Here is a 22,942-nt window from a genome sequence, read left to right on the forward strand (position 1 = left end):
AGAGCAAATATTCTGTAGTACAGATAATTGCTATAACACTCATAACTAAGACTTTGGTTTTTTATATGGTTTTTGGGAAAAATCATATTTTTCAGACAAAAAATGTTTAGTTAGAAATTATATAAAGAGAATAGCGTGACTATGGTAATAGAAAGTTTTTCACTTTTTTAACGCTGTGAATTGAAAAATGCTATACATTTGCAATCTCATGAATAAAAATGAATTACATATAACTAATATGTCACGGACAAACACAGCGGCTTCAAGCCGGATAGTGCGGTAATACTACCGCATACATTGTTTGCCCAAATATTCATTTTTATTATTTCCTGAATTGAAATCACAATCCTTTTTTATTGGGAACCCTGCACACGCAGGTACGGTTATTATTGCATCCCTTAACTTTCTTTTTAGTCCACGGTCAGTCCGGCCATAGGTCTGCATACCTATTACGATCCGTTCCGTACGGCTCAAACCTCGTTATATCCCTATTTTACAATTAATTATATATTTTTTTTGCAATGGATGTATCTATTGTGATAGCCCATGAAGGGCATTATAAATTTGCGCAGCAGATATGCGATACCATGGAAGCTTCGGCCATCATAAGGGGCACCGGCATTGCCAAAAGGAGCCCTGACTACATCGTGAAGAAGATGGAGAACAAAGATGCCGTTATCGCACTGGCAGATGGAAATTTTGCAGGCTTCTGCTACATAGAAAGCTGGTCGCACGGTAAGTTTGTGGCTAACTCAGGTCTTATTGTGCACCCTGACTACCGTAACCTTGGCCTTGCCAAAAAAATCAAAGAGCGTGTGTTTGACTACTCGCAGGAAAAGTATCCGGGCGCCAAGATATTTGGCATTACTACCGGCCTTGCTGTTATGAAGATAAACAGCGAACTGGGCTATAAGCCTGTGCCTTTCAGTGAACTTACAGATGATCCTACCTTTTGGAACGGATGCCGTGGCTGCACCAATTTTGATATCCTGGAGCGCAAGGAATACAAGATGTGCCTGTGCACAGGCATGCTGTATGACCCTGCCAACAAAAAGCAAACAGACGAACAATACACCTTTAATAAAAAAGTGCTTGCCAGGCTTAAGAGCATCAAGCAGGCGCTCTTCCTTAAAAAAGAAAAAGTATCATGAAAAAAGTAGTTTTAGCCTACAGCGGAGGCCTTGACACCTCTTACTGCCTTAAATATTTAAAGAATGACCTTGGGTATGAAGTACATACCCTGCTTATAAACACAGGCGGTTTTACCGCTGAAGAACTTTCTGCTATTGAAAAAAGGGCGTATGAACTGGGTTCTGCACAGCATACCAGCCTTAATATTATAGATAAATATTACGAGAAAGCCATCAAATACCTGGTATTTGGCAATGTGCTTAAGAACAATACTTACCCGCTTTCGGTAAGTGCCGAAAGGGTTTTCCAGGCATTGGAAAGTGTTAAGCACGCCAGGAAACTGGGTGCCGATGCCATTGCACATGGCAGCACGGGAGCAGGCAATGACCAAATACGTTTTGATCTTGTTTTCCAGACCATTGCGCCCAATATGCAGATAATTACCCCTATACGCGACCTGAAGCTTACCCGCCAGCAGGAAGTAGAATACCTTCAGCAAAACGGTGTGGAATACTCGTGGGAAAAGGCGCAGTACTCTATTAACAAAGGTATCTGGGGTACAAGCGTAGGCGGCAAGGAAACCCTTACATCAGGACAGCCGCTGCCGGAAACAGCCTACCCTTCTCCGCTGCAAAAGACAGAACACGAGAAGGTTACCCTTCATTTTGAGAAAGGCGAGCTTGTAGGCCTTAACGGATCTTTCGAAAAACCATCGCTTAACATACAAAAACTGGAAGAGCTGGCTTCGGCATTTGCCATAGGCAGGGACATTCACGTGGGCGACACCATTATAGGCATAAAGGGGCGTGTAGGCTTTGAGGCTGCTGCCCCGCTTATCATCATCAAGGCCCACCACCTGCTTGAAAAGCACGTGCTGGGCAAATGGCAGCAGTACTGGAAAGAGCAACTGGGCAACTGGTACGGCATGCTTTTTCACGAAGGCCAGTACCTTGACCCTGTGATGCGTAACATTGAAACATTTCTGGAAGATACACAGAAAACAGTAACCGGAACAGTAACTGTAACCCTGAAACCATACCATTTTTCGCTTGACGGCATAGAATCGGCACACGACCTTATGAACACCGGCTTTGGCCAATATGGCGAGGTAAATAACGCCTGGACAGCAGACGATGCTAAAGGGTTTATTAAAATAGTGGGCAATGCCCAAAACATTTACGCTCAGGTAAACGCAGAAACGTATGATTAACGCAGGCATAATAGGGGGATCAGGCTATACGGCAGGCGAACTGCTGCGATTGCTAGCAAATCATCCTCACGTAAACATAGATTTTGTGTACAGCACGACCAATGCAGGCAAGCCGGTAACATCAGTTCACCAGGATTTACTGGGCGATGTTAACATTAACTTTACTGAAAACGTGAATCCTGACGTTGATGTTGTTTTTTTATGCCTTGGCCACGGGCAATCGAAAGCCTTTTTAACGGCCCATAATTTTTCGGCGAATGCCCGAATTATCGACCTTGGGAATGACTTTAGACTTGATAAAGATGCCAATTTTGACGAAAAACAGTTCGTTTACGGGCTGCCGGAATTGAACAGGAAAGCCATAACCGAAGCCAAATATATAGCCAATCCCGGCTGTTTTGCCACAGCAATTCAGTTAGCGCTTTTGCCACTGGCACAAAAAAGGCTGCTGCAAAACGACGTGCACATTAATGCCACTACAGGGAGTACGGGCGCAGGCGTTCAGCCATCGGCTACATCGCACCATCCATGGAGGACAAACAATATGTCGCATTACAAGGCCTTTGAGCATCAGCATTTGGGCGAGATCGGCGAAAGCCTGAAGCAACTGCAAAGCGGTTTTGAGGGCGAATTGCTTTTCATTCCTAACCGCGGCGACTTTACACGAGGCATATTTGCCACGCTGTATACAAAGCTTTCGGCAGATTTTAAGGAAGTTGTTAGCTTATATAACGATTATTACAAGGATGAGCCTTTTGTAAACGTAACCACCGACAGCATAAGCCTGAAGCTGGCCGTGCAGACGAACAAATGTTTCATAAGCCTCGAGCAAAAAGGCGGTTACGTGCTGATAACATCGGTAATAGACAACCTTATAAAAGGAGCATCCGGACAAGCTATAGAAAACATGAACCTGATGTTTGAACTGGAAGAAGCAACGGGATTGAGATTGAAGCCGGCGGGGTTTTAACTGAATGACCTCACCCCTGCCCTCTCCAAAGGAGAGGGAGTTGCTACCTATTGCGTAAAAGGGGACGCCCCCTCTCCTTCGGAGAGGGGCTGGGGGTAACGCTAAAAATAAAATGGTTTAAGCACCAAACTAAAACAAATGAAATGAGCAATTTATTCGACGTATATCCAATATATAATATAACCCCGGTAAAAGCACTGGGGGCAAAAGTGTGGAACGATAAAGGCCAGGAATACCTTGACTTTTATGGCGGCCACGGTGTAATTTCGGCAGGGCATTCACACCCCGATTATGTAAAGGCAGTAAGTGAGCAGGTGGGCAAAATAGGGTTTTATTCTAACTCTATTTACAACCCAATCCAGGAGGCATTGGCAACTAAGCTAATACAGCTTTCCGGCTATCCTGACTACACGCTTTTTTTATGCAACTCAGGCGCAGAAGCCAATGAGAATGCACTAAAGCTGGCATCTTTCCACACCCAGAAAAAGAAAGTGATCGCTTTTAAAAAGGCGTTTCACGGCAGGACATCGGCAGCCGTGGCGGCGACTGATAACCCATCTATAGTAGCGCCATTAAACGCAGGGCACGAGGTGGTTTTCCTTTCGCTGAATGACAGTACCGCTTTTGATGCAGAACTTGCTAAATGTGATGCCTGTGCCGTAATCATAGAAGGCATTCAGGGTGTAGGCGGGCTTGACGAGGCAACGACCGACTTCTTTCAGCACATTGCTAAAGCCTGCAACGATAAGAATGTGGTACTGATACTGGACGAGATACAGAGCGGCTACGGGCGTTCAGGCAGGTTCTTTGCGCACCAGCACCATGATATTCAGCCGGATATTATAAGCCTTGCCAAAGGTATGGGCAACGGTTTCCCTATCGGAGGCATCCTTATTTCGCCTAAATTCAAAGCATCCCACGGACTGTTGGGTACTACCTTTGGCGGTAATCACCTGGCATCGGCGGCAGCATTATCGGTACTGGAAATCATCGAAAGAGAAAATCTTATCGCTAACGTAAACGAGGTAAGCGCCTACTTTAAGGAGTTGGCAGGACAGATTCCGCAGGTAAAGAACATCAAAGGCCGCGGGCTTATGCTGGGCCTTGAGTTCGACTTTGAGATAGGCGACCTGAGAAAGAAACTTATTTACGAGGAACACATATTTACAGGCAATGCTTCACAAAAAAACCTGCTGCGTATATTGCCGCCACTGTCTATTACAAAAGCAGATGTGGATGTGTTTTTTGCAGGATTGAAGAAGGCGCTTGAGGCAGTTTCGGCTGAAGCAGTTCCTGCAATATCTTAAAGACCTTGCAGGTATAAAACCTTATATCAAAACCCACAAGGTTTCTGAAACCTTGCAGGTTAACCCGTTGATTTTAAATTTAAAAACAATGAAAAATTTCACTTCTGTTGATGATGTCCAGGATCTCGAAGGCCTGTTGTCATTGGCAAAAATCATAAAAGCGGCTCCCTTTTCCCACCCCGAAAAAGGAAGGAACAAAACCATTGGGCTATTGTTCTTTAACCCAAGCCTGCGCACCCGATTAAGCACCCAGAAAGCGGCGCTAAACCTGGGCATGAATGCCATCGTGATGAACCTGAATACCGAAGGCTGGTCGCTGGAGTTTGAAGACGGCGCTGTAATGGACGGTACCAGCGCAGAGCACGTTAAAGAGGCCGCACAGGTGGTTTCGCAATACTGCGACATAATAGCCATACGAAGCTTTCCTACCCTGACGGACAAGGAAAAAGATGAAGAGGAGTATGTAATAAGTGCGTTTCTTAAATATGCATCGGTACCTGTTATAAGCCTTGAAGGTTCTACCGAACATCCGTTACAGGCCGTAGCCGATGCCCTTACCATTGAAGAATATAAAAAAACAGACAGGCCAAAGGTGGTGCTTACCTGGGCGCCACACCCTAAGGCCCTGCCGCATGCGGTGCCTAATTCGTTCGTAAAAATGATGAAAAAGGTCAATGTAGATTTTGTAATTGCCCATCCTGAAGGTTATTCGCTGAACCAAAAATTTATAGCCGGGGTAACTGTTACCCACAATCAGGATGAGGCTTTTGCCAATGCCGATTTTATCTATGCCAAAAACTGGAGTTCGTATGACGATTACGGCAAAATACTGAGCACAGACCCATCGTGGACAGTGACTCCCGAAAAAATGGCGCTGACCAACGACGCTAAATTCATGCACTGCCTGCCGGTAAGAAGGAACATGATCGTAACTGATGCTGTGCTGGACAGCGAGGCTTCAATAGTAATTCCGCAGGCCAATAACCGTACGTTTGCGGCACAGGCTATACTGACCAAAATACTTGACAATGAGCAATAAACCACAGCTTACCGTTGTAAAGATAGGCGGCAACGTATTAGATGATGCTATTACGCTTGACTCCTTTTTAAAGGATTTTGCCGCTATACAGGGTGCAAAAATACTGGTGCATGGTGGTGGCAAACTTGCTACCCGTACCGCAGAAAGCCTGGGCATCTCAGCTGTTTTTCACGAGGGCCGCAGGATTACCGATGCCCCTATGCTCGAGGTCGCAGTTATGACCTATGCCGGATGGATAAACAAGAGCATTACGGCTGCTCTTCAGGGTTTTGGCAGCAATGCCATGGGCTTTACGGGAGCTGATGGCAATCTTATATTGTCTAAAAAAAGAACGAATGCAGCGGTAGATTTTGGCCTTGTAGGCGATGTAGTTTCGGTGAATACCGAATTGCTTAAAACGCTTTTAGTTCAGGATGTTGTGCCCGTTTTTTGTGCTGTAACACATGATGGAAACGGTCAGCTCCTGAATACCAATGCAGACACCATTGCCAGTACATTGGCAGTGGGCTGCACTGGTTATTTTGATGCAAAACTGCTCTACTGCTTTGAGAAAAAAGGCGTATTGCTTGACGTGAATGACGAGGACTCGGTTATAAAAACGCTTACTTTTGAGGCCTATCGTAATCTTAAGGAACGGGGAGCCATACACAGCGGCATGCTGCCTAAGCTTGAAAACTGCTTTAACGCACTGAATGAGGGTGTTAAGCAAATAGGCATCGGCAGTCCGGCTATGATAAAAGGCGAAGCCCATACCCTTATCACGCCTTAACCAAAAAACACGATTATGTCCAAAAAATCCATACAAATACTTACACAAGAAGCTATTGCATTGCTAAAGCAGCTGATTGCCACCCCTTCTTTTTCATCGGAAGAGCAGGGTACCGCACTACTCATAGAAGCCTGGTTCACTGCCAACAACATACCTTTTAAACGCGAGAACAATAACATCTGGGCATTCAATAAACAGTACGATGAGGCCCTGCCTACCCTGCTGCTGAACTCCCACCATGATACCGTGAAACCCAATCAGGGTTATACCCTTGACCCGTTTGAACCTATTGTTAAGGATGGTAAACTGCATGGCTTAGGGAGCAACGATGCAGGAGGCTGTTTAGTATCGCTGATAGCCACGTTCACCTACTTTTATGAGGCCGAAAACCTGCCGTATAATGTGGTAATCGTGGCATCTGCCGAGGAAGAAAGCAGCGGCCCGGATGGCCTGAACAGCGTGCTGAAACACCTGCCGACACTGGATTGTGCCATCGTAGGTGAGCCTACAGAAATGCAACTGGCCATTGCCGAAAAAGGCCTGTTAGTACTTGATGTTATTGTAGAGGGAACACCCGGTCATGCCGCCCACCCCAATGATAACGTGTCTATTTACAACGCATTAGGTGTTGTGGAATGGTTCAGGAATTACCGCTTTGACAAGGTAAGCGAAGTGCTTGGCCCAATGAAGATGACCGTTACAGGCATCAACGCGGGCAAACAGCACAATGTTGTCCCTGCTGAATGCCATCTTGTTGTAGATGTGCGGGTTAACGACTGCTACACCAACACTCAGGTACTGGATATAATACAAAAGGAGCTTGAAGGCAAAGCAATTGTAAAAGCGCGTTCGCTGCACCTAAACTCCTCATCTATAGACAAAAACCACCCGATAGTACAAGCGGGAATTGAACTGGGCAGGACCACTTATGGCTCGCCTACACTGTCAGACCAGTCGGTGCTGTACTGCCAGTCGCTTAAGCTGGGCCCGGGCAGCTCGCCAAGGTCGCATACGGCAGACGAATTTATATACATTAACGAAATTGAAGAAGGAATTAGCCTGTATATCAACATACTGGGCAAATTCCTAAAACAGGAAATACCACCGGAAGCGCTGGCCTCCAACCTAAAAGAACAACCATGAAACTCTGGGAAAAAGGAATACCTACCGACATAAAAACCGACATCTTTACGGTAGGCAATGACCGCGAACTTGACCTGCTATTAGCTGAATATGATGTAGTTGGCTCCATGACGCATGCCAAGATGCTGGCATCTGTAGGCCTGCTTACCAATGAAGAAGCTGAAGACCTTGTAATGGCACTCGAAGACATACTCACCGACATTAAAAAAGGCGATTTTTTTATTGAGCAATCCTTTGAGGATGTGCACAGTAAGGTAGAATACCTGCTTATAGAAAAGCTGGGGGATACCGGCAAGAAGATACATACCGCACGTTCACGAAACGATCAGGTTTTAGTAGACGTACACCTGTTCTTAAAAGCAGAGCTAACCGCTATTAAACTGCAAACCAAAGAGTTATTCGACCTGCTTATGGCAAAAGCCGAAGCAACAAAAGATATATTATTGCCTGGCTATACCCATTTTCAGGTGGCTATGCCGTCATCGTTTGGCATGTGGTTCTCGGCGTATGCCGAAAGCCTTGTAGATGACGTAGTTATGCTCAATGCAGCCCTTACGGTAGCCGACCAGAATCCGCTTGGATCTGCGGCGGGATATGGCAGCTCGTTTCCTATAGACAGAACATTTACCACCCAGGAATTAGGATTCAAAACACTGAAATACAATTCGGTAGCCGCGCAAATGAGTCGTGGCAAAGCGGAGAAAACGGCTGCGTTTGCCATGGCATCTTTAGCAGGGACATTATCCAAATTAGCTATGGATGCCTGCCTGTACTTGAGCCAGAATTTTAGCTTTATCACTCTGCCACAACACCTTACAACAGGAAGCAGTATCATGCCGCACAAGAAAAACCCTGATATCTTTGAGCTTATAAGAGGAAAATGCAACAAAATTCAGGCGTTGCCGTACGAATTAACCCTGATAACCAACAATTTACCAAGCGGTTACCACCGTGACCTGCAATTGCTGAAGGAAGGATTGTTCCCTGCCATCCAGACGTTGAAATCATGCCTTGAAATGATGGCTTTCAGCATAAAGGAGGTACAGCCCAACGAGAACATCCTCGACGATAAAAAATACGATTACCTTTTCACGGTAGACGCTCTCAACGAACTGGTAACCAAAGGCGTACCCTTTAGGGATGCTTATAAAATAGTGGGTGAACAGGTTGAAAATAATTCTTTCCACTCCCCAAAGGCCACAAAACACACCCATGAAGGCAGCATTAACAATCTGTGCCTTAATGAGATAAAAGAAAAAATGGAAGCCGTTTCAGGCAGTTAATATTGCACTTTTTGTACTCCAAAACGCGGTTTTTGAGCGTAACATTACATGACACTAGAGTACTTATAATGAGATAGTTATGAAATAATGTTACGCTTTTTGCTTTTTAAACGTACCTTTAAAAAAAGCAAAAAAGAAAGGGTCTGCAAAATTGCTGACCCTCCCCACTTTCAAAAAACAAATTACCCTAACTATTATCTTTTTTACGATCGTAAATTATTTGCTTTCGTAGTAAAAACTGTTTTAAACAATTAGTTTTTACTACCGGTGCAAACTTAGTGTACCCATACTTTTATGCCGTTAAGCAGGGATTAAGGAATGATTAATTAGCGTTACTAAAAAAACAGGTGTTTTTACGGTATTTCTCACAAATAAATATATCTAATTTTACTCCACCCCATTCTTCCGCTGTAATTAAAAATGAATAGTGCGCATTGTATTGCGCAGGCTACCGCATTGTCTATCAACAAATAAAATATACATATATAAGTAAGCGTGATCCCTGCTACGCCAAAAACAGGGGGCGGTACCTGAAAAGCCAAACGAGTAAGGCCACTAAAAAAACCCAATACAATGGAAACAAAATTTACTAACGAACAGGATGGTACAGCCGTAGCAGGCAAGGCAGGCAGCTTCAGGTTCAGGACACCTGCAGGCATTACTGATTTTCAGGATGATGCGGCAAAACAGGCGGCAATGGATGCGCTGTGGAGCGCTAACCTTGATGAGTTTACCCAACAGGGAATGCTTAGTAATCCGTGGAATGCCACCAACACTCCGCCGACTACAAATTATTACGATCCGGTTCAGGACAACCCAAAAAGCAATACCTATAATGTAAAATGGTCGGCTTTTCCCGGAAGGCTTGCCTTTAACTTTCCTAATGCACAGCAAAGCCAGCTCAATGAAATGGCAGATACCGGAAATATGCCTGCATTGATAAACAATAACCCCTGCGGGACACCAACTGCCACAATACCTTATTTCCCGTATGGCCCAAGAGGCTGGCAGGATGAGTATTGCGAATGGGCAGTAACAAGGAATGCAAATAACCAGATTACACGCATAGACTTTACCTGCGAAAACCCTGAATACTGGAACAGCCTTTGGTTAATTGACCCTGCTAAAGTAGTGTCGCTATACCAGTCGATCTTAAATAAACCGCAGATTACACTTGCCGACCTCAGCCTGCAGGGCGCAGTGAATCCAGCTACCGGAGGGCCCGTTTATAATCCGCTGAACAAATGGAACAGCGGGCCGGTATCTACCGATGCTTTGGGAGGAGCAATACACTTAACGAGTACGCCAAACACGCTGCAAACAGAAATTGGCCTTGCCACTGCTGCAACGGTACAGCGCAACAATCCGTCAGGTACAACAGGTAATACACAGTGGCCTTCAAGGCTGTATAACAACCTGTTGTGCGACGCGCAGTACGGCCAAAAGAACCGTAACAGCGACCCTACCATTGGTGGCACGGTAAACAATCTTGTAAATGGTATGCTTACAGGCGGTAAACCGCAGGTGGCTACCCTGGCAGATCCTCCGGGACTGTATATACAAATGCCTAACTTTAATAACTATACCACGCCCGACGGTACAGATGCATCTGCTTTCTGGAACATAGTCAGGGGTTCTGAAAAGTTGAACGACCAGTACGGTAATCCTATGCCGGGCAACTTTATACTACATGCCGTGTTTGAAGTACCGGCGGATAAAAACTATACGGTTAGCGATATTAAGATCAGTAACCAAAACATACAATGGGGCTCTCAGATTGCCGCTACATTCCAGATGCAGATCGTTGCCAGTGCTTACGAAAGCACTACACAGCCTGCAGGTTATGATGCTGTGGGATCGCCAGATACAGCAAACACATTTGCGCAGCCGCTACAGCTTTTTTATGAGGATTATTTTACGGCCATGTACAACACTAAAGTGCCTAATCCTGTAAATAACCCTATCTCGCTGTTAAGCAACAGTACCTTTATTCCGCCTGTTATTTTTAATTCGGCAACAGGTGTAGAGATGGTGCTTATATGCGATACCTGCACGGCAAAACCAGGCGATGCCTTAACATACCCTTCGGTATCTTTTGACGATCCAAACATCAGCGCAGTTGTAAATTCGGTCCAAACAGGCATTAATTATGCCGTACCCGGCAACAGCATGCCGGGCAGCTATACTGCTCTATTTATATCGGTAAACGTTGGGGTAAATGCCTTGGCCGGGGCACATGGCGTTTTCATTACTAATACAGGCCAGGCTAAAAGCACTGCAATGCCTGCGATGTTTACAGTCGCTCCTACGACAGTACAGGCAAACGTAGGCTGGCAGAATACAGGTGTAATGGTTACGCCCGGCACCCAGGTTGCCATTATTTACACAGGAGGGCTATGGACGGCTAATCCCGGCACAAACAACGGCCAGTTATATGGCCCTGAAGGAGGGCCACAGTTTATAGCCGCTAAGCCGGGCTACACAATGCCGGGCCAAAATGAAGGCGCACTGATAGGAAAAGTGGGCGACACCCTGTTCTTAGTAGGAATAAGTGCCAAAGTACCTACGAATGTTAGCGGCGAACTGCAGCTGTGCATTAACGACGACCTCAACGGAATGTATGGTGCCGGCCTTACCGACAATAAAGGCAGCATAAAGGTTAAAATAACAGTAGATAACTTATCGTAACCTGAATATTGCGGAAGACTACCGGGCATTGCTTTACCATAACGCCCGGTTCTTTCTTCTGTCTTGTTTCAATTCATAACACCTTAACAATGAAAACAAAAACTACACTTTACAAAAAAATATTCTGGGTGGGCAGCACAGCACTTTTATTGGGTGCAATTGCTACAAAAGCGGGGATTTTAGATAAAACGGCTGATTATGCCGTTATTGATACTCCTGCCAACACCTGTAACTGCCATTCGGTAGATTCTACAAGCTATAACTTACCCATAACCTTTAACAACAATGTTCCGGGTGATCTGCAGTCTTTCAACAGTCAGGTACAGGCCGATTGTTTTGCATGGCAGGAGTTTATAGCCCTGAACTGGCCATCGGGGCCTGGTTCCACTTTCGGGAGGCCAAGGGATTATTCGTTCGTGCAATGGGAAACCTACATGCCAAGGGAGGTTATGTTTCCTGACGACGGATCTAAGCCGCCGGCCTGGGGTACATTAGTGTCTGACGAATACAGCGCGCTGTTTAAATCGCAAAAACTGCTGATGCAAAAAACGCAGACCAAGCTGCTAACGTTTGTAAGCAAGATTGAAAAAAATGGTTCTGAAGTAAGCTTTAGCCCAAATCAGGCCGCGCCTTTCAACAAGCCGAGCTGGCTGGGGGCACAAAACAATACCAATGTTTGGTATGAGATAATGCTAAACAAAGATTATTATGACTACGTGGTAAAAAAAGGTTTTTATAATGCACAGGTACAGCACGACACCGTACAGAAAAATCAACCCATTAACTTTCCGCAGGGTGTTTATAATGGTGCTGTAGGAGCTATTGAGCTTAAAGCCGCCTGGATGGAAGCGCCCGATCCTTCATCGCCTAAATGGGCAAGGTACAAACTCTCTAATGCAACAGTTTTAGACCCTATTACAAAAAAACTAAGAAAAACCGTTGTGGCACTGGTTGGCCTGCACATACTCCATAAAACGCAAAACCAGCCTACATGGGTTTGGGCTACATTTGAGCAGATAGACAATGCCCCGGATAATAGTAACCTGAACGGCCCTGCCCCATCGCAGTACGGTTATAATTTTTATAACCCTAATTGTAAGGCACAACAGGTAACCATCAAGACAAAAGCCGGAGATTCTACAAAGGTTGTTAGCTGCAATGCCAATACTTCTCCTCCATACTATCTTAACCAGGCAAACCCGGTAGCCACGCAAACGGTACGCTTAAATAGTATTGACAAAAAAGATGCAGCGCCGATAAACGCGCTTATGCAGAAAAACATCAGGAAGTTTTATCCAAATTCTGTTTGGCAGTACTATGAGCTGGTAGATGTTATCTGGTCGCAAAGCTTTCAGAAGGACCCTACAACGGCAATACAATCGCCAAGGAACATAAACATTTCATCAATGGCGAGCGGTGCAACCATAGTAGCCAACTCTACCATGGAGACATATGTACAAAACACCAACACCTGCTACAGCTGCCATGTATATAGTACAATAGCACCTTATGATAGAGATACCGTAAACAATAATGTTTTTGGCGATTTTAGTTTTGCCATCTCTTTTGCAAAATACCCTCCAAACCTTAAACAGAGAAAAATGAAGGCCAAAAAATAGGACACGGTTATTAGTTATCGTAAAACAGGCTCATGAGTTATCGTGCAGCCTGTTTTATAGTTTAAAATCAGGTGTTTTTACGTGGCTGGGTGTAAAAGGCTTGACTTATTTTTACAGTAACCAACTAACCTATTACTGTTATGTATTATAGTATACTTATTGTCCTTTCTGGACTTATGATCTGGATTGCAGGCGAATCATCCATGCTGCGCAACGCCGTCTTTAACGATGAAAATTTTGTAAAGGTTGCGCACAAGTCAAAGATCAAAAAACCTAAAGCCGCCTTTAGCCTTGGCCGTACACAGCTGGCATTCTGGACCGTGATTGTTGTCAGCTCGTTTGTATACCTGCTTATATCGCAGTCGGCATACCCTGATATCAATGTACCGGTTATGGACACCGTTAACCTTACCCTTATAAGCATTGCGGCAGGTACTACAGTAGTATCTAAGGCTATAGACATCAGCCAGAGCAATAATCAGGGAGAAGCCATCCCGCAGCAGGATTATCCGTCAGAAGGTTTTTTTATTGATATCATTTCCGACGAAGCAGGCGTAAGTATCCACAGGTTGCAAAACGTGATTTGGACGGTAATCGTTGGCGGTATTTATATCGGGTATGTATCAGGCCACACCACCCTGCCCGATGATACAGTATTAACAACAAACCTCCTGGGTTTAATGGGCATCAGTACAGCGGCTTACCTGGGGCTTAAGCTTAACGAAAACAAAAGCCAGGCTCTCAATAACGAAACGACCAATGAAGCATTTGTTTCAGATGACTCCAATACAATAACTGCTCCGGCGGCACCTGTTATAGTTCCCGTAGTTCGGCCTGTTGCTTCGGTCATTCCAGCACAGCCAGTTCCCGCAGCCGATAATCCGGCACCTGCTCAGGACAATGATTTTAATCCAACTGCCTAAATAATTTAAGCAGCTGTCCCAAAAGTATTTTATATACGCTTTGTCATTTCGATTGAAGCGCAGCGGAATAGAGAAATCTCTCAGAATTATCTGGTTGAGATTTTTCGACTGCACTTCGTTCCGCTCAAAATGACACCTTTGAGGCAGCCCCTTTTTTTTTATGTTGCCGAATACTTCTTCGGCTTCATGCCGATATGCTGTTCAAAAACCCTTGAAAAATGGCTCAGGTTAGTAAATCCAAGCTGATAGCCTACTTCAGAAACGCTAAGATGCTTTTCTTTCAATAGCCGTGCCGCTTCATGCATGCGCATGGACTGGTAATACTCAAACACGCCCTTACCAAAGGTCTGCTTAAAGAGCTTACGCAGTTTGGGTTCACTCACGCGGGCCTCTTTTGCCAGTCCCGATATATTAGGCGGTTCATCAAGGTGCGACTGCAATTGCAGCTTTACGGCATAAACAGCTTTAATATCTGCAATATGCATTCCTTTTGCAGGCACGTCGTCACGTTTTATAAGAAGTGCAAAGATGTGGCACAGCAGTTCCTCACATTTCAGTTTGCAATAGTGCCTTTCCATGCTTTCGGGTACAGGCAGGTGCTGAATTTCGCTGGCCGTTTTTACCATTTCGGGCGAAATCACTGTTTCAAAAGCAAAGTGCTCTTTAGATTCTACTATGCTCTTTACTACAGGGTGTTCTATAGTGCCAAAAAGTATTTGCAGGTACTTTCGGGACACCGCAATGCCTATACTCCTGAAAAAAGTATTGGAAGGCATGGTAAGCATCGTTGACACCGCCTGAGGGGTAATAAACACACTCGGCTGTTCTGTAAGGGGGAGGTCTTCGCCGGGAAAGGCTGACGGAAAAATGCCACTCAGCATAAAAATCACATCTTCCTGCCCTTCGTCTGGCTCATTAGTACGTTCCAGCAAAATTTCCTCATTCAGGTAATAGTTGCGCACCATCATCCGCAGTTCGCCTTCATCCCAGTTAAATCCGGTAATATAACCTTCACCCTTGTCTTTAGGGATATAGATAAATCGCCCGTCAATGGTCGCGGCTATGGCACGGGCAAACTCCCGCATTATTCCCGACCGTTGCTTATCTACAACTGTAACTTTCATTTACGACTATTTTAATACCAATAACGATTATTTTACCTGTAAATGTAGCTATAAATTTGTACAGATTAAAATGAAGATATGATAGTACGAGATAAGAAAGTTGCGGTAGTGGGGGGCGGTCCGGGCGGATTGACACTAGCACGCCTGCTTCAGCTAAAGGGTGCAGCGGTAAAAGTATATGAGAGAGATACTAACAGGAATGTAAGGGTACAGGGCGCAACGCTCGACCTGCATTATGAGTCGGGGTTAAAAGCCATTGAAGCAGCCGGACTTATGGATGCCTTTAAAGCAACTTACAGGCCGGGTAACGACAGGTATCGCGTAACCGACGAACACGCCGTTATTCATTATGATGAACACGAAAAAGAATCGACTGGAGATTTTGGCGATGAATGGTTCAGGCCAGAGATTGACCGCAGCCCGCTGCGCGATATACTATTAGACTCCCTACAGCCTGATTCCGTAGTGTGGAACAGCCATATCGTTTTACTTGAAAGATCAGGAAATGGATGGAACATTATTTTTAGGAACGGCAGTACCGCTTATGCCGATATTGTTGTGGGTGCTGATGGCGCCAACAGTAAAATACGCCCTGTTGTTACCCCGATAGCTCCGGTATATACAGGTGTCACGCTGTTAGTAGGTAATATTCCCGACGCAGAAAAGAATGTCCCTATACTCAACGCTTTAGTAAAGGGCGGAAAGATAACGGCACTCGGAAAATGCCGGTCATTATTCCTTAGCGAAAAAGGCGACGGCAGCCTTGACGTATACATTGGCTGGAAGGCAGCTTTAGATTGGGCATCGTCAAGTGGTATTGACCTTACCGATAATATGCAGGTTTTGGCATGGTTTAAAGAAGAATTTGCCGGATGGGACGAACTTTGGCTGGAATTATTTGACTGCCCAGAGGCTGAATTTACATACCGCCCCCTGCATGGCATGCCTTTAGGCCTGCATTGGGAAACACAGCCCAACATTACCCTGCTGGGCGATGCGGCGCACGTGCTTCCGCCGAATGGCGAAGGTGTAAACACAGCAATGCTGGACGCACTGAACCTTACCGAATGTTTGACAAACGGTAAGTTTACCGAACTGAAGCAGGCAATAGCCCACTACGAAAACCAAATGTTTGAACGCTTTACCGAAGAAGCTGAAACAACCGCAGCAATGATGGAATGGATGTATGCCCTAAATGCCCGTCAGGTAATGATAGATATGATGAGTGAAATGCCGGGGTAACTCCAAAATAAAATTAGTTTACAAAAAAAGGAAGCCAATGGCTTCCTTTCTGTTATACTGTATATCCTAAAAATTAATTGTTATCTAACGGAATAGAGAAACCCACTGCTGCCGCTCCTGAGAATTGTTTGGCAGAATCGGTGAAATAGTAAACGAATTTAATCTCTGTAGCGTGCCTGCGCCCTATGGCAAGGCCTAATGTTACAGGGATATGCAGCAGTACGCCGCTTTTCTTAACGTTGTTATACTGCGTAACCGTTTCAAACGAACCTATAGACATACCCAAGCCTGTCTCAAAAAATGGCGCAACATAAGGAATGGGAGCTACAAGGCGTATTTTTGCGCCAAGCAAAGCAGCGTTAGATTTTATATATTCCCTCATTACACCAGCAGGCCTGTTGTCATCGTTATCGCCCGATGCTATCACAAGTCCCGCGTATGGCCTAACACCAAACCATGTTTTAGGAGCCCATACATATTCTGCCTGTGCATAAAATCCTGATCCGTCAGTGTCCGAATCATCATCGGGTGCCACCAGGCCAATTCCCGCCGAAACATTTATAAATTCGCCTTTACGAGGCTGTGCGTATGCAGATACAGCCATTAAAACCGCGATAAAAGAAAAATAAAGTTTGCTCATGTGATTGGATTTTACGGGCGCAAACTTACAGTTTATATGCCAAATTATCTTCATAATTTTTAGCGGCAAGTCTTCTTCTGCAAAAAATTATCTTCCGTTATAGCTGCTCATGGTATTGGCAAGCCCCGAAAGCACAAAAGACTTCACCGCTTCAGACGACATATCCAGCCTTTCAGATAGTTTTGCATTTTCTTCTGCAGTCCATTCGCCAAGCACATAATCTACCTGTTTTCCTTTTTTAAATTCATCGCTAATGCCAAACCTAAACCGCGGATAATCGGCAGAGTTAAGTACCTGCTGTGTACTTTTGAGTCCGTTATGGCCACCGTCGCTGCCTTTAGCTTTAAGGCGTATGGTGCCAAAGGGCAGATTAAGGTCATCGGTAATAACCAAAAGGTTCTCCACCGGAATATTCTCTTTGTCGAGCCAGTATTTGATGGCTTTTCCGCTAAGGTTCATATAGGTATTTGGCTTAAGCAGAAAAAGTGTCCTGCCTTTAATCTTCACTTCGGCCATGGCGCCAAGCTTGGCCGTTTCAAACGAAGCCCCCTCCTGCTGCGCAATCCTGTCTACTACCTTAAAGCCTATGTTGTGGCGGGTATTTACATATTCTGCGCCTATGTTGCCAAGGCCTACTATAAGGTACTTCTTCATTGGGTCTGTATTATCCTGATTTGCTTTTATACTGAAAATTGATGTTAACCATTTCATGGGTGCAAAGATAAAGATTTTGGTTTTCTTCAGCCTTACCTCTTTTTAACAAAGCTTTAACCTCTTAAAGACACTTTTGTAAGTAAATTGGTGTTATATTATCGTTAATAATCCGCCCGTTCAACTATGAAAAAAACAATCTCAACTACCTTTCTGTTTATTTACCTATTTTCCAATGCGCAGAAAAGCAATGATGTACAGGTAGAATATCAGGCTTTTTTTGACACCAACCTACCGATGAAAATGCATACTACTCTTTATGTAAGCGGCAATGTGGCGGTGTATCATGAAAAATATAACACTAAAGAATCGTGGACCGAAAAAATAAAGCCTGACAATGAGCTGGCAAAAATGGCATTTTCTTCTCCCTTCCCCCCTGAAGATAGTTACTACAGGATAGACTGTAACAAGAAAGAGATGCTGTTCTTTGACGATATCATGAGGAATAAATTCCTCGTAAAGGATGTTTTTCCTGACCCGGAGTGGAAAATAACCGACGAAACCAAAACGGTAGCAGGATTGCAGTGCATTAAAGCTTCTGCCAGCTTTAGGGGCAGGGAGTGGACAGCATGGTTTACACCCGAGATTCCGCTTGCATTTGGACCATGGAAACTGCAGGGATTGCCGGGAATAATTCTGGAAGCTTACGACAGTACTAATAGATATACGTTTAAGGCCGTAAAGATAGAATTTAAAAAAAGCGATATTATTACTAAAAACTTTGCGAAGATATATGAAACAAAAAACAGCAAACCCGTTACCTACCAGAAGTTTTTAGACGATAAGGCAGAAGCCACAGCAAATTTTCATGCCGAAATGCAGCAGGAATTAAAAGGTAAAGGAGGATCGCTTACCATAAATACGCCGCCACGCTCGGGCGAAGAACTTCATTTTGAGTGGGAACCATAATAGAACAGATGAAAGCAACTATCTTATTTATCGCATTATTCATTATTGTTTCATGTGCCGCGCAGGGAAAGGCAGCCGGTATAGAAGTAGAAAATCTGGAAACACATCAGTCTAAAGTTATGCCTGTATATGGTGCGGGACACGCTGTACTGTATGCGATGGGCAATGCCGCAATTTATACGAATTATGATGATGCCATATATGCCGAGGGTGACGCCTTTCCCGAAAAAAGAAAACTGACCAACAATTACCTCAAAACCGACAATGCTAAAAAGGAAATGCTGCTGTTTGACATCATACAGGAGCCTTTTTTGATTAAAGATACCTATCATGAGTTTAAGTGGAATATAAGCAGTGAAACCAAAACAACAGGCGGTTACAAATGCATAAAAGCAACAACGTCTTACAGAGGCAGGCAATGGACAGCGTGGTTTACGCCGCAGGTCGCCATACCCTTTGGCCCATGGAAACTGCATGGCCTGCCCGGACTTATCGTTGAGGCCTATGATGCCGAAAACGAACATAGCTACAAGGCCTTGAAAACTGAATTTAAAACCAGTACCCTTTTTGATGCAGCTTTTGCCTCTTTGGTAAAAACAAGGAATAAAAAACCCATTACCTACCAGCAATTCCTGACAGAACGAAAGGAAATGTTTACAAACATAAATTTGGCGATGCAGGCTGAAAGCCGTACTACCGAAAGCAAAGATCTTGACATACGGCTGGGGCCGGAACTAAAATACGAATGGGAAGAATAAATGCTATAATTATGCGTACACTATCAATATTCTTTTTGCTGGTTGGTTTAAGCTGCTTTTCTCAAAAGAGTGCAGCTGTTATTGAATACAAGATATTTAATAATGGTGATACCCCAAACACGCTATATGCAAAACTGTATACAGAAAATCAAAATACCATATATATAGCGAATTATAATACTCAGGTGTACAATGACGCTAAATATGAAGCAAAAAGAACCAGGATTGATGATTATGCAGAATATTTAAAGGTAGACCACAAGAAAAAGGAGATTTTGTTTTATGAATACCTTGGGCAAAATGCTGTACTTGTTAAAGATGAGTACAATAATTTAAAATGGGATATAACCGGCGAAACAAAAACAATTGCGGGTTATGCCTGTATCAAAGCAACAACTTCTTTTAGAGGCAGGGAATGGATTGCCTGGTTTGCACCCGAAATTCCGCTGCCTTACGGGCCATGGAAACTGCATGGCCTTCCCGGTTTAATTATTGAGGTAACGGATGCAACCAATACTTATTCATGGAGTGCTGAAAAAGTAGAATACAGGAGAGATCCTGTGTTTGACAAAGATTTTAATGCTTTGCTCAAAACACGAAATAAAAAACCTATGACCCTAAAACAATATATGGACGATGATGCCGAATGGAATGCCAATTTAGATGCTAAAATGAAAATCCTGACACCCGGTATGGGCGAAGTTGTATACTATAGGGGAGGTTATGAACTTAAATACGAGTGGGAAGAATAATATGTAAGAATTTTTGCTTTATTTTATAAAAAACCAACGATTTAGGAACTACCTAGTGCTAAAAATAATATTTCCCTTTCTTTTTTTTCTGCTTGCAATTCCTGCTTTAGCACAAACACAGCTAACGGGTAAAATTACTGCGTTATCCGGCGAAACACTGCCGGGGGCTTCTGTCGTGATTAAAAACAATGAGGGCAAATTTGTGGCTTACGGCATTTCGCAGGAAAACGGCAGCTATACCCTAACCGTTAAAAAAGGTGGCGACTATACCCTTGAGGTTAATTTTTTAGGCTTTCAGAAAATAACCCAAAAAATAACCCTTACCGATGGTAAGAACCTTACCCAGAACTTTACCCTTAAAGAAAGCGAGGAACAGCTTAAGGAACTTGTTATTGAGGCCGAACAGCCCGTTCGCCTGCATGGCGACACCCTTGTGTATGATGCCAAAGCTTTAAGCACAGGCCATGAAGTGGTGGTAGAAGACCTGCTAAAAAACATTCCCGGTGTTACCGTGCAAAAAGACGGCAAGATATTTTATGGAGAAACCGAAGTAGAGAAAGTCATGGTAGATGGCGACGACCTGTTTAATCGTGGCTACAGCCTGCTTACCAAAAATATGCCTTCTAAACCCCTTGATAAGGTAGAGGTGCTGCAAAACTACTCCAACAACAAACTCCTTAAGGGAATCGAAGACTCTAAGGGCGTAGCCCTTAACCTTACCATAGACGAAAAGTATAAGAACCTTTGGTTTGGCGATGCTTCTCTGGGCTATGGAAATGACGAGCGTTACAACGTGGGCGGCAACCTCATGAACTTCAGTAAGCTTTATAAAAACTTCCTGACGGTAAACCTAAACAATGCCGGTTACGACAGGGTTGGAGATATAAATGGCATGATCTATAATTCTAACGACATGGAATCTACCGGCGGTGCAGGCAATGCCACAAGCATAATGTCGGGCAGTTTGGGTGGGCCAAGGCTGGATGAAAGCCGTTTTCGTTTTAATAATGCCGAAATGGCAACGCTGAGTACTGTTATTCCGCTGAGCCAAAAGGTAAAGCTTACCCTTAAAGGCTTTTTGGGGTTTGATGAGCTACGGGGGTGGAACAACTCCTATTCAGTAGTAGACATACCGGGCACTTTCTTTGAGAATACCCAAAGCAATAGCGCTAAGAACAAACTCAAAAAAGGGTATGTGAGTGCATACTTTAACTACGATATTTCTAAGACTAAAATGCTGCAATGGTCGTCTTCGCTAAACAAAGGCACTACCGATTACAGGAATGACCTTGTGTTTAACGGTGCTGCCACCCGCGAGGACTTGGATACCCGCAATACTTATTTTGACCAAAAACTTACTTATACCCAAAAATGGAACGAGCGCAATGTAGTGCTGCTCAAAGCCCGCTTTATGACCGACAAGCTCCCGCAGCAGTATGGCATGAACGACTACCTTTTAGGCGATCTGTTTCAGTATGATAACATAACGGACACGGGAAATAGCATTCGCAGTAAAAAGCAGTACGCAGGGCTGCAGGCCGACTTTAAGCTGAAACAAAAGAACAATGACCTTATAGAGTTTACCGTAGGATATGACGACAACAGGGACGACCTTTCTACACGGTTTAGCCTGTTTACCGATACCGGGGCGATACAGCCCGATGGTTTTCAGTCGCATTCTAAATATAATGTGGGCGACCTGTATGCAAACAGCGGTTACAAATGGGAACTGGGCAAACTGTCTATTGGCGCAAATGCCAGCATACACCAGCTATTCAACCGGTTTGAAGGCACAGAGGGAAGTACCAAAAAACAAAATCCGTTTTTTGTAAACCCAGTGGTAAATGCCTCTTTCAGGTTCAATCCGCAAAATATCCTTTCGGCCAATTACAGCTATAGGGTGAGCAACAGCAGCCTGCTACAGGTAAACGACGCTTATGTGCTTACCTCATCGCGCAGTTTCTCTAAAGGGCTGGGGTACTTTAACCAGCTTGAAAGTTCGTCGGCAGGCATAAGTTACGCTACAAAGCATTACCTAAACCGCTACAGTTTTAACTGGGGGCTTAACTACTCTAAGCAAAACGATGCCATAAGAAGCCGCACACAACTGGATCAGAACAGTTCGCTGTCAGAAGCATTTGTAATGAAGGGCGGCGACAGGTTTGCGGCCAATTTCAATTCTCACATCGTTGTCAAAAAGCTTAAAGGCAGCGTGCAGGCGGGAGTCACGGCCAGTAAATCTGTCTATTACAACATCGTGAATGAATCAGGATTGCGAAAGATCAATTCCTACATGCAAAACTATACGCTCGGGTGGCGAAGCGATTTTAAGGCAGCATTCGACTTTAATATCGGGACAGCCTGGGATTATTCGCAGACAAAAACCGAAATGACGTTTAAGAACAGTACAAAAGTGAGTTTCCTGGACCTGATGTATAAATCGGGAAAAAACTTTAACATGAAACTTACTACAGAGCATTACAACTTTGGCGGACTTGACAGGTTTAACGATTACTTCTTTTCTGATTTTGAAAGTTCGTACTCGTTTAAAGACCAGAAATATATTATTACCCTTAACGCCCGAAACCTTTTTAATACTGACACGTTTACTACCTACAGTATTTCTGACACCGGATATTCTACCTACTCTTACAGGCTGCTGCCAAGGTATGTTATGCTGTCACTAAAGTTCAGGTTTTAATAGTTGTTGATTTGATAATGCAG

The 22,942-nt window shown here is 44.2% G+C and carries 19 protein-coding genes; 16 read left to right on the top strand and 3 right to left on the bottom strand.

The window, feature by feature from the left end; genetic code table 11:
• Positions 1–521: 521 nt before the first annotated feature.
• From R1T16_RS03635 to R1T16_RS03685, 11 genes are all read left to right on the top strand, one after another.
• Positions 522–1,151, top strand: coding sequence for a GNAT family N-acetyltransferase (locus R1T16_RS03635; protein WP_317499714.1), 630 nt, complete (start codon positions 522–524; stop codon positions 1,149–1,151).
• Positions 1,148–2,341, top strand: coding sequence for an argininosuccinate synthase (locus R1T16_RS03640; RefSeq protein WP_317499715.1), 1,194 nt, complete (start codon positions 1,148–1,150; stop codon positions 2,339–2,341). Before R1T16_RS03635 ends, R1T16_RS03640 begins: the two co-directional genes overlap by 4 nt.
• On the top strand, positions 2,334–3,311 hold the full coding sequence (argC, locus tag R1T16_RS03645) for an N-acetyl-gamma-glutamyl-phosphate reductase (protein ID WP_317499716.1): 978 nt from the start codon (positions 2,334–2,336) through the stop codon (positions 3,309–3,311). The genes R1T16_RS03640 and argC overlap by 8 nt, the downstream gene beginning before the upstream one ends.
• Before the next feature lie 143 nt (positions 3,312–3,454).
• The gene (locus R1T16_RS03650) at positions 3,455–4,618 is read left to right on the top strand and encodes an aspartate aminotransferase family protein (protein ID WP_317499717.1); all 1,164 of its coding nucleotides are present in this window, start codon (positions 3,455–3,457) and stop codon (positions 4,616–4,618) included.
• 88 nt (positions 4,619–4,706) lie between these two features.
• On the top strand, positions 4,707–5,657 hold the full coding sequence (locus R1T16_RS03655) for an N-acetylornithine carbamoyltransferase (RefSeq protein ID WP_317499718.1): 951 nt from the start codon (positions 4,707–4,709) through the stop codon (positions 5,655–5,657).
• Positions 5,647–6,426, top strand: a complete 780-nt coding sequence (argB, locus tag R1T16_RS03660; RefSeq protein WP_317499719.1) for an acetylglutamate kinase — start codon at positions 5,647–5,649, stop codon at positions 6,424–6,426. Before R1T16_RS03655 ends, argB begins: the two co-directional genes overlap by 11 nt.
• A gap of 15 nt (positions 6,427–6,441) precedes the next feature.
• Positions 6,442–7,569 carry a M20 family metallo-hydrolase gene (locus R1T16_RS03665; RefSeq protein WP_317499720.1) on the top strand — a complete coding sequence of 376 codons (1,128 nt, stop codon included), beginning with the start codon at positions 6,442–6,444 and terminating at the stop codon, positions 7,567–7,569.
• Positions 7,566–8,852: an argininosuccinate lyase gene (argH, locus tag R1T16_RS03670; RefSeq protein ID WP_317499721.1), complete on the top strand. Its 1,287-nt coding sequence runs from the start codon at positions 7,566–7,568 to the stop codon at positions 8,850–8,852. Before R1T16_RS03665 ends, argH begins: the two co-directional genes overlap by 4 nt.
• A gap of 573 nt (positions 8,853–9,425) precedes the next feature.
• Entirely contained in the window at positions 9,426–11,540 is a 2,115-nt protein-coding gene (locus R1T16_RS03675) for a hypothetical protein (protein ID WP_317499722.1), read from the top strand.
• Positions 11,541–11,629: 89 nt separating this feature from the next.
• Positions 11,630–13,159: a hypothetical protein gene (locus R1T16_RS03680; protein ID WP_317499723.1), complete on the top strand. Its 1,530-nt coding sequence runs from the start codon at positions 11,630–11,632 to the stop codon at positions 13,157–13,159.
• Positions 13,160–13,299: 140 nt separating this feature from the next.
• A complete protein-coding gene (locus R1T16_RS03685) occupies positions 13,300–14,082 on the top strand; it encodes a hypothetical protein (protein ID WP_317499724.1) in 783 nt (260 codons plus the stop codon).
• A gap of 158 nt (positions 14,083–14,240) precedes the next feature.
• Here R1T16_RS03685 and R1T16_RS03690 read toward each other — a convergent pair whose 3' ends face one another.
• Entirely contained in the window at positions 14,241–15,206 is a 966-nt protein-coding gene (locus tag R1T16_RS03690; RefSeq protein WP_317499725.1) for a helix-turn-helix transcriptional regulator, read from the bottom strand.
• A 78-nt stretch (positions 15,207–15,284) separates the two neighbouring features.
• Between R1T16_RS03690 and R1T16_RS03695 the strand changes: the two genes are divergently transcribed.
• Positions 15,285–16,448: an NAD(P)/FAD-dependent oxidoreductase gene (locus R1T16_RS03695; RefSeq protein WP_317499726.1), complete on the top strand. Its 1,164-nt coding sequence runs from the start codon at positions 15,285–15,287 to the stop codon at positions 16,446–16,448.
• A 73-nt stretch (positions 16,449–16,521) separates the two neighbouring features.
• Here the strand turns inward: R1T16_RS03695 and R1T16_RS03700 are convergent, their stop codons facing one another.
• Positions 16,522–17,088 carry an outer membrane beta-barrel protein gene (locus R1T16_RS03700; RefSeq protein WP_317499727.1) on the bottom strand — a complete coding sequence of 189 codons (567 nt, stop codon included), beginning with the start codon at positions 17,086–17,088 and terminating at the stop codon, positions 16,522–16,524.
• Between the two features lie 87 nt (positions 17,089–17,175).
• Positions 17,176–17,799, bottom strand: coding sequence for an aminoacyl-tRNA hydrolase (gene pth, locus R1T16_RS03705; protein WP_317499728.1), 624 nt, complete (start codon positions 17,797–17,799; stop codon positions 17,176–17,178).
• 126 nt (positions 17,800–17,925) lie between these two features.
• On the opposite strand from pth, the gene R1T16_RS03710 reads away from it, so the two are divergent.
• The 4 genes from R1T16_RS03710 to R1T16_RS03725 are packed head-to-tail and all read left to right on the top strand — an operon-like array spanning position 17,926 to position 22,919.
• Complete coding sequence (locus R1T16_RS03710; protein WP_317499729.1) at positions 17,926–18,708, top strand: GLPGLI family protein; 783 nt, start codon at positions 17,926–17,928, stop codon at positions 18,706–18,708.
• Positions 18,709–18,716: 8 nt separating this feature from the next.
• Positions 18,717–19,466, top strand: a complete 750-nt coding sequence (locus tag R1T16_RS03715; RefSeq protein ID WP_317499730.1) for a GLPGLI family protein — start codon at positions 18,717–18,719, stop codon at positions 19,464–19,466.
• Between the two features lie 11 nt (positions 19,467–19,477).
• Complete coding sequence (locus tag R1T16_RS03720; protein ID WP_317499731.1) at positions 19,478–20,218, top strand: GLPGLI family protein; 741 nt, start codon at positions 19,478–19,480, stop codon at positions 20,216–20,218.
• Between the two features lie 55 nt (positions 20,219–20,273).
• Positions 20,274–22,919: a TonB-dependent receptor gene (locus tag R1T16_RS03725; protein ID WP_317499732.1), complete on the top strand. Its 2,646-nt coding sequence runs from the start codon at positions 20,274–20,276 to the stop codon at positions 22,917–22,919.
• The last annotated feature ends 23 nt before the right edge of the window (positions 22,920–22,942 follow it).

Origin of the sequence: Flavobacterium sp. DG1-102-2 (genome assembly GCF_033042555.1) — a bacterium.
Classification (GTDB): domain Bacteria; phylum Bacteroidota; class Bacteroidia; order Flavobacteriales; family Flavobacteriaceae; genus Flavobacterium.